The following is a 14,058-nucleotide window of genomic DNA, read 5'->3' as shown; positions in this document are numbered from 1 at the left end:
CTGCGGGAGAATCATAATACTACAGCATTAATCAAAAAAAATTGTCATTCACTAAGCATCTCAACAACATTTTAACAAAAGCTTTTAGGATAAATTAATCTGCTTCATCCGTGCAATCTGCGGGAGAATCATAATACTACAGCATTAATCAAAAAAAAATTTGTCATTCCCTAAGCATCTCAACAACATTTTAACAAAGCTTTTAGGATAAATTAATCTGCGCCAATCCGTGCAAATCTGTGGTAAAAAAAATCACAAGGTCACCATAAAATTTTAAAAATATTAGACAGAAAAGAACAATTTTTGCTTACACCTACGCAATGAAAAAAATCTACCTTCTTCTACCCACCATTTTTACAGCTTTCCTGTCAGCACAAAAAAGAGATTCCGCAGAACTGATCTCAGAAGTGCAGATCGATGCCTATAAAAAACCGGCAGTTTTTATCTCTTCCACAAAGTCCGTCTCTGTGGTTTCACAAAATCTCCTGAACCAGAATCCACCCGAAAGAATGCTGGAATCCATCAACCAGACAGCCGGGGCAAGAATGGAAGAACGGTCTCCAGGAAGTTATCGGATTTCTCTTCGCGGCAGCACCCTTCGTTCGCCGTTTGGAGTACGGAATGTAAAAGTCTATCTTGACGATTTTATCTTTTCCGATGCTTCAGGAAATACCTATTTCAATGTGATTTCTCCCGAACTCATTAAAAAAATGGAAATTTATAAAGGCCCGGAAAGTGGCGATTATGGAGCGGTCACAGGAGGTACCGTATTGTTGAAAACCTTAGATTCAGAAAATACTTCCGCTAATCTGGAATTGGGAAGCTACGGAACATTTAACCAGAGTTTTGATCTTTCCAGACAATTGGGAAAACATTTTGTGGAGGTTTTTCAGAATTATTATCAGACAGATTCTTATCGCGAGCAATCCAAAGTCATACGAAAACAGATCTTCCTGAAAGATCATTTTCAATATTCACAAAGAGGTATACTGAAAGCAATGGTGTTATATGCTGATCTCGATTACCAGACTCCGGGCGGATTAACTTTTGAGCAAATGCAGATCAACAGAAAGCAGGCAAGACCTTCAACCAAAACACTCCCGGGAGCAAAAGATCAGGATGCAGGAATTCGAAATAAAATGATATTGGCTGGTGTTTCCCATCAATATAATTTCAGTCCGGATTTTTCCCATTTCATTATGATTCAGGGATCTTATGTAGACTTTGAAAATCCGTTTATCACCAATTTCGAGAACCGGTTTGAGAAAAATTTTGCCTTACGGACCCATCTGAACTATGAAAGAAGCTGGGAGCATATTTCACTGGCGTACCGCTTCGGTTTTGAAGGCGGAATTAATGATATCTTCGTTAAAAATTATGATAACAACAGAGGAAAAGAAGGAAATCCGCAAAATTTCGATAAGATTAAAAATACTTCAGGATTTTATTTTCTTTCACAAAAACTGAATATTGATGAAAAACTTTTCACGGATATTTCTTTAAGCCTGAATTCAAATGTTTACGAATGGGAAAGGCTTTTTCCACGCAACGAAATGGGGAAAACCCGGTTTAATAATCAGTGGCTGCCCAATTTTGGACTCAACTATCTTTTTGCAAAAGGATTTTCGGTACGAGCCAAGATAGGAAAAGGCAATTCCGCTCCGACAAACGAAGAAATCCGGACATCTGATCAGCAGTTTAATACAGAACTCCGTCCTGAATACGGATGGAATAAAGAAGTTGGGATACGCAAGCAATTCGGAAATGCAGTTTTCGTAGAAGGAAGTTATTTCGATTTCAGGATGAAAGATGCTATTGTAAGAAGACAGAATGAGGCCGGACAGGAATTTTTTGTCAACTCCGGAGCAACCGTTCAGAAAGGACTGGAAGTATTGCTGGAATCCAAAAGTTTTAACCTTAAAAATGATATTTTCAGCGGGTTTAAATTCAGGTTTTCCGGAAGCTTTTATCGCTTTACCTTTGAAAATTACCGGCAGAATGACAGTGATTTTTCCGGAAATGATCTCACCGGTGTTCCCCGGACAACGGTAAACAGTTTGATCAATTTTATCCTGCTTAAAAAACTGTCTGTTGATTATTCCCATTTTTATACCTCAAAAATACCACTGAATGACGCCAATTCAGTCTGGTCGGAACCAAGCCTCGTGGGAAATATTCAATTTAGATTTCCTGTAGAACTTGACAAAACAAAACTAAATCTCTTTCTGCAGATCCAGAATCTGTACAACGAAGATTATGTTTCGGGTTTTGATATCAATGCTTTCGGAAACCGATATTACAATCCGGCGGCTAAAAGAAATTTTATTTTCGGAGTAAAGGTTAATTTTTAGTTATACAGGCGTTTTAAGTCAGAAAATCTGCACAATTTTTAAAGGCTTTTTTAGTGAATTACTTGGATAGAATATGCCGGATAATCATTTCCGCATGAATTCTGGAATTTTCAATAAACCACAAATGGGTATCTTTTCCTCCGCAGACAACGCCGGCAAGATAGAGATTTTTAACATTAGTTTCCATCGTTTCGCTATTATAGAAAGGATTGAGGCAGTCTCCCTGTAATTCAATTCCTGAATTTTTTAAGAAATCAAAATCGGGAAGGTAACCCGTCATGGCCAAAACAAAATCATTTTCAATTTCATGAATCCCTCCTTTTTCATTCTTAAAAGTAACGGTTTTCTCCTTAATCTCGAGAAGCTCCGAATTAAAATGGGCGCTGATGCTGCCTTCCTCAATTCTGTTTTCAATATCCGGTTTTACCCAATATTTCACACTTTTAGAAATCTCAGAGTGTCGGATAATCATTGTCACTTCTGCTCCTTTCCGGTACGTTTCCAAAGCAGCATCCACCGCCGAATTGCTGGATCCCACCACAACAATTTTCTGTTTTGCATAAGGATAAGGCTCCGTGTAATAATGTTTTACTTTATCCAGATTTTCTCCCGGAATATTCATCATATTCGGAATATCGTAGAAACCGGTTGATATGATTACATTTTTTGCACTATATTTTCCTTTAGTCGTCTTAATTTCAAACAGATCATCTTCCCTGGAAACTTTCTCTACCTTTTCATAAAGTTTGATATTGATATTCCGTTGTCTTGCAATTCCCTGGTAATATTCCAAAGCTTCTTGTCTTCCGGGTTTCGGAGCGGTGGAAATGAATGGAATCCCATCAATTTCAAGTTTTTCTGCTGTAGAAAAGAAACGCATATACAAAGGATAATTGTACAATGAATTGACAATGGTGCCTTTTTCGATGATAAGATAGCTTAAATTATTTTTCTGTGCTTCCAGAGCGCAGTTTAGACCGATCGGTCCGCCCCCGATGATAAGAAGATCCAACGTTTCCATTTCACAAAATTACAAAAAACGAATCAGGTAACGCCTTTTGACAGCTTGTTAAAACCAATACTTCTGATAATGCTCATCTCTTCCAATTTGCCAGGTAAAAATGTTATTTTCTTTTGGAAATGTGGTATTATTTTTGGTGAATTAAGGAAAGACATTTTAAATCATGAAAAAATTACTTTTTTCGATCATTATCTTCACGGCAGTAGCCTGTACCAAGAATCCTGAAAAATTTGTAAACGATCATAAAGATTCGTCAGCCCAGGCAACTGATAGTACAAAAAAGACAAACGCAGCCATTGCACCTTTAAGCAAGCAAGAAACTCTTAAGAAACTGAATGAAGCCATTATTCAGTCATTGAAAGATAAAAACTATAAAAGCTTCGCAGTATATATTCATCCTGAAAAAGGAGTGCGGTTTTCAATGTATGCATTTGTAAATCCCGAACAGGACAAGAAGTTTTCAAGAGCAGATTTCGAAAAATATCTACCTACAAAAACAGTTTTTACCTGGGGAACGCTGGACGGAAGCGGTGATCTGTATAAAGCCACGATTAATGAGTATCTGGAAAATTGGGTGTATTCAAAAGATTTTGCGGCGGGCCAGGTTTCATTAAATGAATTTCAGGGCAGTGGAAACTCGCTGAATAATTTAAAAAAGATCTATCCTAACGCCGATTTCACAGAAAATTTCATCAAAGGATCCGAAGCCAGTTCCGGAATTGACTGGAAATGTCTTCGCCTTGTTTTTGAACAGTCTCAGGGCAAATATTATCTGGTAGCGGTAATAAATGATCAGTGGACGATTTAAAAGTTATATGTTAAAGCACTTATACAGGCTCACTGTGACATTACTAACACTAACTGTTTTTTATGCATTGTCAGGCTGAGCCTGTCTAAGCCTTATTATCAAAATAAGCATGCTTTAGCCTCAACCTTAATCTTAGCCTTAAGCATTTAACCTCATTCCAAAATCTCAGCCAGTTTCCGGGTAAGATTCCTTCTGGAAAACTGCTCGATATTTTTTGTGTTTTCTACTAAATTGCTGTTCTGCCACAGTATGAATTTCTCCAAAATAAAATCTTTAATTGTATCAGATTCATTATAGCTGAAATGCTTTCCTGCATGAGTTTCATTTAAAATCCTCGAAACATCTGCATCATCCGGCCCAAAAGAAATGATCTGTTTTCCGGTTGCGAGATATTCAAAAATTTTCCCCGGAATAATCCCTTTGGAAGATTCATTTGGAAAATTAGTAATCAGTAATATATCCGAAGTCTGCATCTCTTCAATGGCTTTGTCATGTGACAAATAGCCAAGATTCAGGATGTGATTTTTTAAGCTTGAATGTTCTATATCCGCTAAGATTTTGTCATCAATTCTTCCCGCAAATTTTAAGACAAAAGTTTCAGCAAAATCAGGATGTTGTTGTACCAGCTCGTCGAGTGCTTTCCAGAGATTTTCTGGATTTCTCAGCTGTTCGAGCACTCCGATATAACTTAAGGTAAAAGTTGGAGTGTTTGAGTGTTTGGGTGTTTGAGTGTTTGAGTATGTTGTTTTTTGAGAGTCACTTTCATCAAATCCGTTGGTGATACAAAATGAATTGGCTCCATTTCTTCTGAAATTTTCTGCATCGGTATAGCTTGTTGCCAAAGTAATATCAGCATTTCTGAAAACTTCACTTTCCAGTTTCCGGTGCTTTCTGTCGGAATTTTTAGTTAATTTCAGATGCTTATAATAGGAAATTTCCGTCCACGGATCCCTGAAATCGGCAATCCATTTCAGGTGCGGTAGCTGTTTTTTCAGGTTTAATCCAATCAGATGCAGGGAATGCGGCGGACCTGAAGTTACCACCACTTCTATTTTATTCTCTTTTAAATAATTTTCCAGAAATTTTACGGAAGGCTTCACCCAGAAAACTCTCGCATCTGGAATAAAAAAATTGCCTCTTACCCAAATTGAAAGCCTGGACTTCCAGCTCTGGTTTTTGCCCACATCAAATTGCCCTGCCTTGAATTTTTTGTTACTTTTGTTAAGCTTTTCGGCGAGCTGATATGGTTCCCATATTTTTGTTTTTACAATTTCTATATCTTTCGGAACATCTTTTATTAAACTTTCATCCAGCAACGGATAGCTCGGATTTTCCGGGGTATAGATCACCGGTTTCCATCCGAATTCGGGGAGGTATTTCGCAAACTTCAGCCACCTCTGAACGCCGGGTCCTCCCGCTGGCGGCCAGTAATAGGTGATGATGAGTATTTTTTTTTGTTCCATTAACTATAATTTCTCCTCTGTCATTCTGAATGAAGTGAAACGCAATGAAGAATCTCATTAAATTTCGTCATTAAGAAATTTCCATTTTGGATTAAATTCATTAATCAGATTATCTTTTTTACTTCTAATCCAACCTTTAATTTGCTTTTCTCTTGCAATGGCAGTATCAATATCTGCGAAGAGTTCAAAATATATCAAAAAGAAACATTTGTATCTGAATGTAAAGTTTTTATCTATGGCTTCCGGATTCTGATGCCAGTATAATCTTTTCTTCAAATCATTAGTAACTCCAGTATACAATACGGTTTTATACTTATTTGTCAGTATATAGACGTAATAATTGTGAGTTCCTAAGGTTTTCATTTTTGTGTTTTGCTGTATTTATATTTTTGAGATTCTTCACTTCGCTTTGCTTCGTTCAGAATGACAATTGCTTTATTCTTCCTTTATTAGAACTTCTCCTTTCCCTTTTTTGCGGTAAATAAAATAAATTCCGGCTCCACTCAAAAGAATAAATAATCCGAAGCAAATCAATGAAATCCATTTTCCTTTTTCAATCACTTCCGGTTCAAAGACCATTCTGATATTGTGGTTTCCTGCGGGAACATGCACTGCACGAAGAAGATAATCTGCTTTTATATAAGGAACTTCTTTTTCATCAATAAAGAATTTCCAGCCGTGAGGATAATAAATCTCTGAAAATACGGCTAGCTGCGGTGTTTTCGACTGAGATTTGAATTCCAGTTCATTGGGTTGGTATTTCGTTAAATTAATAAAAGCTGTAGCATCCGGCTGAACCACTTTTCCATCAAAATATTTTTTGTCCGAAGAAGCAATAACGGCTGTTTTTTTACTGTCAATTACCCCGATGGATTTGATTTCCTGATTGGGGGACTCTACAAATTTAAGATCGCTCACAAACCATGCGTTTCCGTTGGCTTTAGGATTCGGAATGGCCTGTGGTTGTTCCGGGCCGCCTAAAACCAAATATTTTGCATTTAAGAGATTCAGGATATTAGGCACTTTTACTGAATCCATGATCTGAAAATATTCATTAATCACATCATCATATCTTCTCAGTTTTACTGCGTGGTAACCACCGATGGAAGATTTGAAATAAGAAGTATTTGTTTCGCTGAAGGTTCCTAAAATATTATTGAAAACTCTGTAATGCGTTTTGTCTTTTTCAGCAATGGTTTCCAGTGTTTTGTTGACATTTACGTTCGCTAAGATCGGTTCCAGATTCGGATTTCCCTGAACTTTTTCGGCCATAAGATCTGAACTTTCGGTCTGGAAAGGGTTTTCCGCAAAAATTTTATCAACATAATTATCGTCATTCAGATAACGCTTATTTACAGTCCATAGATCGAATAAACTTACAACACCGATGATTACCAAAGCAATATTCTGATTGAGTTTCTGCTTTAAAACCATAAATAAAACACCGGCAGCAATCGCAACATAGATGAATGCTTTAAGAGCATCAATCCTGAATAATTTAAAGCGTTCTTCCGTCAGATAATCGAGCAGAAAAGGAGGGAGGTATGTTTTTTCGTTTTCGGTATGGAACCCTAATAAGGATTTCCCGAAGATCAATAAAATTAATACAAAACCCAGCGTTCCGCCTCCTACATAAAGAAGGATTTTTTGCTTGTATTCTGTAGTTAATTCACTGTCTTTGAAGAATCTGTACAATCCGATAATGGCAATTAAAGGAAATAAAAGTTCTACAACTACCAAAATAGAAGAAGGAGCCCTGAATTTATTATAAAAAGGCACAAAATCAATAAAGAAGTCGGAGAGCGCCATAAAATTGCTTCCCCATGCTAAAAATATCGTCAGAACCGTTGCTCCGAGAATCCAGTAGCGGTATTTTTTCCAGGCAAAGAAAAACCCTAAAAGCGCTAAAAAACAGACAATTGCACCCTGATAAGCCGGTCCTGAAGTTCCGGGCTGGTCGCCCCAATATGTAAGACTTCCGAAGCCTTTGGAAATCCTGTCCATCTCAGCCTGTGAACCTACATTTTCCTGAACAAGCTCCTGAACTCTGTTCATCATTTCTTTTCCTTCCGGCTCCTGGCTTCCGCCGCCCATTAGTCTTGGAATGAAAAGATTCAAGGTTTCCAGCTTTCCGTAGCTCCACATCAGCATGCTTTCTTTATCCATTCCTGAATTTCCTCCTGTGTGACTGTCATTGGTTAAGATCTGCTTTCCACGAACTGTTTCTTTCACATATTCGGAGTTGGCCATGATTCTCTGGGAGTTCATTCCCACACCGATCATGCATGAAGCAGCGATAATTCCTGAAGAAATCAGAAAATGTTTCATCGGAGTTTTCTTCTGAATGGCGCGGATTAATTCAGACAGGAATAAAAATCCTAACGCCAGGAACAGATAATACGTCATCTGCGGGTGGTTGGCTGCAATCTGCAGTCCCATAAACAGGGTAGTGACAATGAATCCCCAAATATATTGTTTTCTGATGTAGACGAGTAGAATCCCAGCCAGAAGCGGGGCGAAATATTCAATGGTATTGATTTTACCGTTGTGGCCTGCCGCAATAGCAATATAAAAATAAGTGGAAAGCCCAAAGAATGTGGCTCCCAGTAATGCATATTTCCAGTTTCTTACGGCAACCATTCCGAGAAGGAAAAAGCCGGCGAAAAGCATAAAAATATAATTAACCGGCCTTGGGAAAAAGTTAAGCGCGGAATCTATGTTTTTAATAATGTCCCCTGTAAAACGGCTTCCCATCTGGTAGGTAGGCATTCCTCCGAACATGGAGTCGCTCCAGTAGGTTTCTTTTCCGGTGTCGGCTCTGTAATCGATGAGTTCTTTTGCACCTCCGCGATACTGTACGATATCGTGCTGAAAAAGCTGTTTTCCCGTAAAAACAGGAGTGGAATATAAAAATGCTAAAACTATAAATGCAATTATAGAAATCGCAATATAAATCAAGTTTTTATTTTTCGCCATGTGATGGTTATTATCTTTTGTTTTCGGAATTACCTTTATCAGTACTGTCTTTTACTTCTTCGTAATCTACGGTTTCAGCATCCCAGTTGATATTGTTTTTATTTGAGTTTCGTATATCCTGCTGCTTATCATTTTGATTATTATTGTTAAATCTGTAACTGTAAAAAGTTTTGAAGAAAATTCTTTTCAGAATATTCCAGACAAAGAAAATAATAATGGCGGCCAATACCAGCTCAAAAATATATTTCATAATAATTAAATGTTTTTGGTTCAGGGTTTAAAATTTTGTGCTCAGATTTGAAAACTTTAAACCTAAACCTTGAATTTAAAACTTTTATTTTGCAGACGGATTTACCATCACAGAAGAATTGGAAACGCTTTTCATGGATTGTGATTCTTTTCCATTAGAAATAGTTTCAATCTGTGTTGTTTTTACAGAAATGTTCTGATTGCTGATCCATCCTGTGTTCTGATCAAACTTTATGGTTCCGTTCTGGCTAAGTTCACTGCTTAAGCTGTGCGTTACTTCACCCTGGTTCTGCTTTTCTACTTTTTTAGGGATTCCTCCGGTTACTGCAATTTCTGCAATACCATTTCCTACACTTTTTAATAGATAATTAGAGGTAACTTTTATTTTACCCTGTGCATCCGCATTTTCACTGTTGGTCCATTTTTCTCCTACTTTTACTCCTTTTTTCGGAATGATGGTAAGGTTTTTATTGAACTGGTCTTTCAGAACTTTTTCATTGAATGATTCTTTCAGACTTTCAATAATGCTTTCTTTCTGATTTTTATCTTTTACAATCGTTCCTACAGAGTTGCCAACCTTGTTGTAAACCGCATCAAAACCTGTAATGGAAATAACGTTTCCTTTCGTATCCATTTTCATATTCAGCTTATTCCCGGTAAGCGCTCTGTTGATATTCCAGATCATTTTCAGATCATCTTCCTTAGGAATCGGCAATTTGGTGTCGACAACAATTGTTTTTCCCTGGGCCGTCTGAGAATTTCTTTTTGAAATCAGGTTCAATGTAATATCATACACATTTCCTTTGATATCATTTACCGTGAAAGACATCTCGTCCGTCGCCTCACTGGTTGCATTTAATGTTTTTCCGGTAGGGTCGGTCATGGTTTTTGTATCCCTTTGGTAAGTAGTCAAAGGATACGTTTTCCCTTTTTCAAGTTTAAAAGTCTGCTTGTAAATTCCCGCAGAATCTTTTATCGCAGGGTTTTCTTCTACTTTTGCTACAGAATCGGCAGGAACTTCCACCGTAATTGTTTTTCCTGTTTTAGGATCTATTTTAGTGATTTTTGCCGTTTCTTTTTTGTTGCAAGAAACTAAAGCTATTGTTGAAATCAGCGCTAATGCTGTTATATTTTTCATTGAATTTTTTTTAAATTTTACTACTTTCTTTATTATACTACAATCCTGCTTTGGCAGTCATTTTCTGTCTCACCGCTTCATACAGAATCGCACCGCAGGCCACGGAAACATTCAGTGACTGTGTTTTTCCTTCTATCGGTAATTTTATTTTTTCATCCGAATGATGAAGGACTTCTTTTGAGATTCCTGTTTCTTCATTCCCCATCACCACTGCACAAGGCTCCGTAAAATCAACATCATAAATTAACTTTTCTGCTTTTTCGCTGGCTGCAAAAACAGAAATACCGCTTTGTTGAAGAAAATCCACAACATGCGCAAGATTTGGTGCTTTGCAGATTTTAACATTATAAAGGGCTCCGGCAGAGGTTTTTATCGCATCGGAGTTAATCGGTGCAGCTCCTTTTTCAGGAATAACCACGGCATCAATCCCTACACATTCTGCGGTTCTGCAGATGGCTCCGAAGTTTCGGACATCTGTTAATCGGTCTAAAATGAGTAAGAAAGGAGTTTTACCTTCTTCAAATAATTGTGGAACAATATCCTCAACTTTATGAAACGGAACGTCTGAAATAAAAGCTACCACACCCTGGTGGTTCTTTCTTGTAAACCGGTTCAGTTTTTCAACCGGAACATAATTGGGACGGATTTTATTTTTGGCTAAAATAGCTTTAAGCTCAGCATAAATGGGACCCTGCAATGCATTCTGCACAAAGATCTTGTCAATCGTTTTTCCCGCTTCAATAGCTTCAATCACGGGACGAAGCCCGAAAATAAAATCGTCTTTTTTATCTGTCATTTTGATATTTTAAATTATGAAATGTCAATTGTCAATATGCTTCTTAGTTGGTGTTTAAAATTCACCATTCACTGTGAAACTAATTCACTTTTAACTATCTTCCTTTTTCTCCTAAAATTGCCCTTTTCTGTGCCATGGCATAGCCATAATGCAGGCTCTCATGCATATTATTGAAAATAATGGCATCCTGAATACTTTTAAGATCCATTCCGAAACTCGTAGTGTAAGGTGTGTAATCTGAAAAGAAATCACTGTCATAATCCCTCATTAAAATCTTTGAGGTTTCCGTTAGTAAAAACTCAAGATCTTCCACTTCAGACTTTTGAACATTCAGGTTGGGCAGCGTTCCTTTTTTGTAGGTTTCAATCCAATATTTATCAATTCGGAAAGGATTACCGCTGAGGTAATAATGCAGAAGTTGCTGGGTGGCAACCGTATGCGCAATGTTCCAGTAAATATTGTTGTTGAAGCCGTCCGGAATCAGCAAAAGATCTTCATGAGAAGTGTTCTGTAAAATATCCAGAAGATTCTTCCGTACCTGTCTGTGGGCTTGAAAATGATAATTCATTTTGCAAAAATTTTTAATCACCAAAAATAGTTTAATAAACTGGAAATGACAATTTTTGGACATAGGATTCAATTAAAATTTATATATTTTTATGAAAATATCTTTTATTATTGAAGGAATCAGGATTATATTTATTTTCAATATCGCAGTGATGCCGGAATATTTAACAAACTTTAACTCAAAAATGGCACTGATTGTGTTGATTAATGCAAGTATTTATTAGAAATTTACAAATTATTTTAAATTAGACTATGTCAGATACATATCAAGCAGAAGATATTCGTCAGCTCACCGAGCAGGTGAAAGAGGCGAACTTCTATTTTTCCCGCCTCCGCGAAGAAATCAATAAAGTGATCATCGGCCAGGAATATATGATAGACCGCCTTTTGGTAGGACTTCTGGGAAACGGCCACGTCCTTTTGGAAGGGGTTCCCGGACTGGCAAAGACACTTGCTATAAAAACACTTGCAGAAGCTGTTGACGGTGAGTTCTCAAGAATTCAGTTTACCCCGGATCTTTTGCCTGCCGATGTGGTAGGAACCATGATTTACAATATTAAAGAAAACGATTTTTCGATAAAACGAGGTCCTGTTTTTGCCAATTTTGTACTTGCGGATGAGATCAACCGTGCTCCTGCAAAAGTACAGTCGGCACTTTTAGAAGTAATGCAGGAAAAGCAGGTAACTATTGGTGATGAAACCATGAAACTTCCAAAACCGTTTTTGGTATTGGCAACACAAAACCCAATCGACCAGGAAGGAACTTATCTTCTGCCGGAAGCGCAAAGCGACCGTTTCATGCTGAAATGTACGATTGATTATCCTAAATTTGAAGATGAGCGAATGGTGATGAGAATGGTATCAACATCGCATCAGCCTTCGGTAAAACCGGTTATTTCACTTGAACATATTGTTGCTGCAAAGGAATTAATCAACCAAATTTACCTTGATGAAAAAATAGAAAAATATATTCTGGATATGGTTTTTGCAACCCGTTTTCCTGAAAATTACGGTCTTTCCGAACTTAAGAATTACATCAGTTTCGGAGCGTCTCCAAGAGCATCAATCAATTTAGCCATTGCTTCAAGAGCGTATGCGTTCCTTAAAGGAAGAGCCTTTGTCATTCCTGAAGATGTAAAATCTTTAGCAAAAGACGTTCTGAGACACAGAATCGGCCTCACTTTTGAAGCGGAGGCAGAAGAAATTTCATCAGAAGAAATCGTCAACAGAATTTTAACGAAAATTCAGGCTCCGTAATGGATGAAGTGATCATTAGAAAAGCGGTTCAGGAAGATTGCGGTCCCATGCTGGAACTCATTAAAGAGCTTGCAGCTTATGAAAAGGCATTGCATGAAGTAACCTTAACATTAGATCAGTTCATCGAAGACGGATTTGGGAAATCTCCTGTCTGGGGTGCTTTTGTGGCTGAATATAATGCTGAAATAATCGGAATTTCACTGTATTATGACCGCTATTCTACCTGGAAAGGAAGAAGATTGTATCTTGAAGATCTGGTAGTGACCGAAACATGCAGGGGAAAACAGGTTGGGAAGAAATTGTTTGAAGCGACCATGGAATACGGCAAGTCTGAACAGTACAGCGGAATGGTTTTTCAGGTACTTAATTGGAATGAACCTGCGATTAATTTCTATAAAAAATACAGCCCGAAATTTGATGATGAATGGTTTAATGTGTCTATTGAATTTAATTAGAATGTCGGCTGGAAGCGTGATGATGGAAGTTTGTAAAAACTCAGAAAATACTCAAACACTAAAACTCTCAAACTGAGAAGATGCAGATAAAAGATATTGTAAAAAAAGTCAAACAAATAGAAATCCGTACCCGAAAGAAGACGGAAGCTACTTTGATGGGGCAATATCACAGTGCTTTTAAAGGGCAGGGGATGACTTTCTCGGAAGTGCGCCCTTATCAGTTCGGAGATGAAATCCGAAGGATCGACTGGAACAAAACCGCCCGATTCCGTGAACCCTTTGTGAAAGTAATGGAGGAGGAGAGAGAACTCACCATGATGCTTTTAGTAGATATTTCCGCCTCAATGGATTATGGAACCAAAAACCAGCTGAAACGCGAGTATGTTGCGGAAATTGCGGCAAGCCTGGGGTTTTCGGCAGCCGGAAATAATGATAAAGTAGGCTTGATATTGTTTGCCGATAAAGTGTACAAGGTAATTCCGCCACAGAAAGGCAGAAAACATATTCTTTCCATCATCAGTACGATTCTTACAGCAGATTATGTTCCGGCGACGGCCCAAATTGATAAGGCCCTGGAATATATGATGGGAATTTTTAAAAGGAAATCTCTCGTTTTTATGTTTTCAGATTTTGAAGATGAATATGATTCTAAAATGCTGAAAGCGACCTCTAAAAAACATCAGCTGTTAGGAATGAGGATTTTTGATGAAAAAGATAATGAAATTCCGGATGTGGGATATACTTTATTATATGATGCTGAAACCGGGAAACAGATATGGGCTAATACATCCAATGCAAGATGGAGGTATAATTTTGCAGAAGCTCAGAAGCAGAAACTGAGAGCGCTGGAAGATGATTTTGCCAATAGCTCGGCCAGTTTTCTGAATATTGATACAGGTTCCGATTATTCGAAATTGCTGTACAATTATTTTCAGAAGAAATAAATTTAGAAGATAGAAATCAGTTATTAACTCTGA

The 14,058-nt window shown here is 37.6% G+C and carries 13 protein-coding genes; 5 read left to right on the top strand and 8 right to left on the bottom strand.

Translation table 11 applies throughout. From position 1 onward, the window contains the following. Window positions 1-320: 320 nt before the first annotated feature. Window positions 321-2,351 carry a TonB-dependent receptor gene (locus BUA76_RS13535; protein ID WP_072885332.1) on the top strand — a complete coding sequence of 677 codons (2,031 nt, stop codon included), beginning with the start codon at window positions 321-323 and terminating at the stop codon, window positions 2,349-2,351. Window positions 2,352-2,409: 58 nt separating this feature from the next. Here the strand turns inward: BUA76_RS13535 and BUA76_RS13530 are convergent, their stop codons facing one another. Then, entirely contained in the window at window positions 2,410-3,372 is a 963-nt protein-coding gene (locus tag BUA76_RS13530) for a YpdA family putative bacillithiol disulfide reductase (protein ID WP_072885331.1), read from the bottom strand. Between the two features lie 163 nt (window positions 3,373-3,535). Here BUA76_RS13530 and BUA76_RS13525 point away from each other — a divergent pair, with 163 nt between their 5' ends. After that, entirely contained in the window at window positions 3,536-4,180 is a 645-nt protein-coding gene (locus tag BUA76_RS13525) for a hypothetical protein (RefSeq protein ID WP_072885330.1), read from the top strand. Between the two features lie 152 nt (window positions 4,181-4,332). Here the strand turns inward: BUA76_RS13525 and BUA76_RS13520 are convergent, their stop codons facing one another. The 7 genes from BUA76_RS13520 to BUA76_RS13490 form a co-directional block, all read right to left on the bottom strand. Next, on the bottom strand, window positions 4,333-5,643 hold the full coding sequence (locus BUA76_RS13520) for a glycosyltransferase family protein (protein ID WP_072885329.1): 1,311 nt from the start codon (window positions 5,641-5,643) through the stop codon (window positions 4,333-4,335). A 57-nt stretch (window positions 5,644-5,700) separates the two neighbouring features. Next, entirely contained in the window at window positions 5,701-6,006 is a 306-nt protein-coding gene (locus BUA76_RS13515) for a GIY-YIG nuclease family protein (RefSeq protein ID WP_072885328.1), read from the bottom strand. Window positions 6,007-6,078: 72 nt separating this feature from the next. After that, on the bottom strand, window positions 6,079-8,619 hold the full coding sequence (locus BUA76_RS13510) for a YfhO family protein (protein ID WP_072885327.1): 2,541 nt from the start codon (window positions 8,617-8,619) through the stop codon (window positions 6,079-6,081). Window positions 8,620-8,629: 10 nt separating this feature from the next. Further along, window positions 8,630-8,869, bottom strand: a complete 240-nt coding sequence (locus BUA76_RS13505; protein ID WP_072885326.1) for a hypothetical protein — start codon at window positions 8,867-8,869, stop codon at window positions 8,630-8,632. Between the two features lie 84 nt (window positions 8,870-8,953). Then, window positions 8,954-10,006, bottom strand: a complete 1,053-nt coding sequence (locus BUA76_RS13500) for a DUF6263 family protein (RefSeq protein WP_072885325.1) — start codon at window positions 10,004-10,006, stop codon at window positions 8,954-8,956. Window positions 10,007-10,043: 37 nt separating this feature from the next. Beyond that, window positions 10,044-10,802 (bottom strand): 23S rRNA (guanosine(2251)-2'-O)-methyltransferase RlmB, encoded by a 759-nt coding sequence (gene rlmB / locus BUA76_RS13495; protein WP_072885324.1) that lies wholly within the window; start codon window positions 10,800-10,802, stop codon window positions 10,044-10,046. 94 nt (window positions 10,803-10,896) lie between these two features. Beyond that, window positions 10,897-11,370: a DinB family protein gene (locus BUA76_RS13490; protein WP_072885323.1), complete on the bottom strand. Its 474-nt coding sequence runs from the start codon at window positions 11,368-11,370 to the stop codon at window positions 10,897-10,899. Window positions 11,371-11,621: 251 nt separating this feature from the next. Here BUA76_RS13490 and BUA76_RS13485 point away from each other — a divergent pair, with 251 nt between their 5' ends. The 3 genes from BUA76_RS13485 (at window position 11,622) to BUA76_RS13475 (ending at window position 14,025) form a co-directional block, all read left to right on the top strand. Next, window positions 11,622-12,626, top strand: coding sequence for an AAA family ATPase (locus BUA76_RS13485; RefSeq protein WP_072885322.1), 1,005 nt, complete (start codon window positions 11,622-11,624; stop codon window positions 12,624-12,626). Further along, the gene (locus BUA76_RS13480; RefSeq protein WP_072885321.1) at window positions 12,626-13,081 is read left to right on the top strand and encodes a GNAT family N-acetyltransferase; all 456 of its coding nucleotides are present in this window, start codon (window positions 12,626-12,628) and stop codon (window positions 13,079-13,081) included. The genes BUA76_RS13485 and BUA76_RS13480 overlap by 1 nt, the downstream gene beginning before the upstream one ends. Before the next feature lie 80 nt (window positions 13,082-13,161). Beyond that, on the top strand, window positions 13,162-14,025 hold the full coding sequence (locus BUA76_RS13475) for a DUF58 domain-containing protein (RefSeq protein WP_072885320.1): 864 nt from the start codon (window positions 13,162-13,164) through the stop codon (window positions 14,023-14,025). Window positions 14,026-14,058: the final 33 nt, after the last annotated feature.

The organism is Chryseobacterium takakiae, from assembly GCF_900129385.1.
In the GTDB taxonomy this organism is placed as follows: domain Bacteria; phylum Bacteroidota; class Bacteroidia; order Flavobacteriales; family Weeksellaceae; genus Chryseobacterium; species Chryseobacterium takakiae.
The sequence above is the reverse complement of the archived record's forward strand: the minus strand, read 5'-3'. Positions and strand labels throughout refer to the sequence as shown.

Coding starts and splice junctions, on each gene's coding strand:
- BUA76_RS13535 (WP_072885332.1), top strand. CDS start 321: ATGAAAAAAATCTACCTTCTTCTACCCACCATTTTTACAGCTTTCCTG.
- BUA76_RS13530 (WP_072885331.1), bottom strand. CDS start 3,372: ATGGAAACGTTGGATCTTCTTATCATCGGGGGCGGACCGATCGGTCTA.
- BUA76_RS13525 (WP_072885330.1), top strand. CDS start 3,536: ATGAAAAAATTACTTTTTTCGATCATTATCTTCACGGCAGTAGCCTGT.
- BUA76_RS13520 (WP_072885329.1), bottom strand. CDS start 5,643: ATGGAACAAAAAAAAATACTCATCATCACCTATTACTGGCCGCCAGCG.
- BUA76_RS13515 (WP_072885328.1), bottom strand. CDS start 6,006: ATGAAAACCTTAGGAACTCACAATTATTACGTCTATATACTGACAAAT.
- BUA76_RS13510 (WP_072885327.1), bottom strand. CDS start 8,619: ATGGCGAAAAATAAAAACTTGATTTATATTGCGATTTCTATAATTGCA.
- BUA76_RS13505 (WP_072885326.1), bottom strand. CDS start 8,869: ATGAAATATATTTTTGAGCTGGTATTGGCCGCCATTATTATTTTCTTT.
- BUA76_RS13500 (WP_072885325.1), bottom strand. CDS start 10,006: ATGAAAAATATAACAGCATTAGCGCTGATTTCAACAATAGCTTTAGTT.
- rlmB (WP_072885324.1), bottom strand. CDS start 10,802: ATGACAGATAAAAAAGACGATTTTATTTTCGGGCTTCGTCCCGTGATT.
- BUA76_RS13490 (WP_072885323.1), bottom strand. CDS start 11,370: ATGAATTATCATTTTCAAGCCCACAGACAGGTACGGAAGAATCTTCTG.
- BUA76_RS13485 (WP_072885322.1), top strand. CDS start 11,622: ATGTCAGATACATATCAAGCAGAAGATATTCGTCAGCTCACCGAGCAG.
- BUA76_RS13480 (WP_072885321.1), top strand. CDS start 12,626: ATGGATGAAGTGATCATTAGAAAAGCGGTTCAGGAAGATTGCGGTCCC.
- BUA76_RS13475 (WP_072885320.1), top strand. CDS start 13,162: ATGCAGATAAAAGATATTGTAAAAAAAGTCAAACAAATAGAAATCCGT.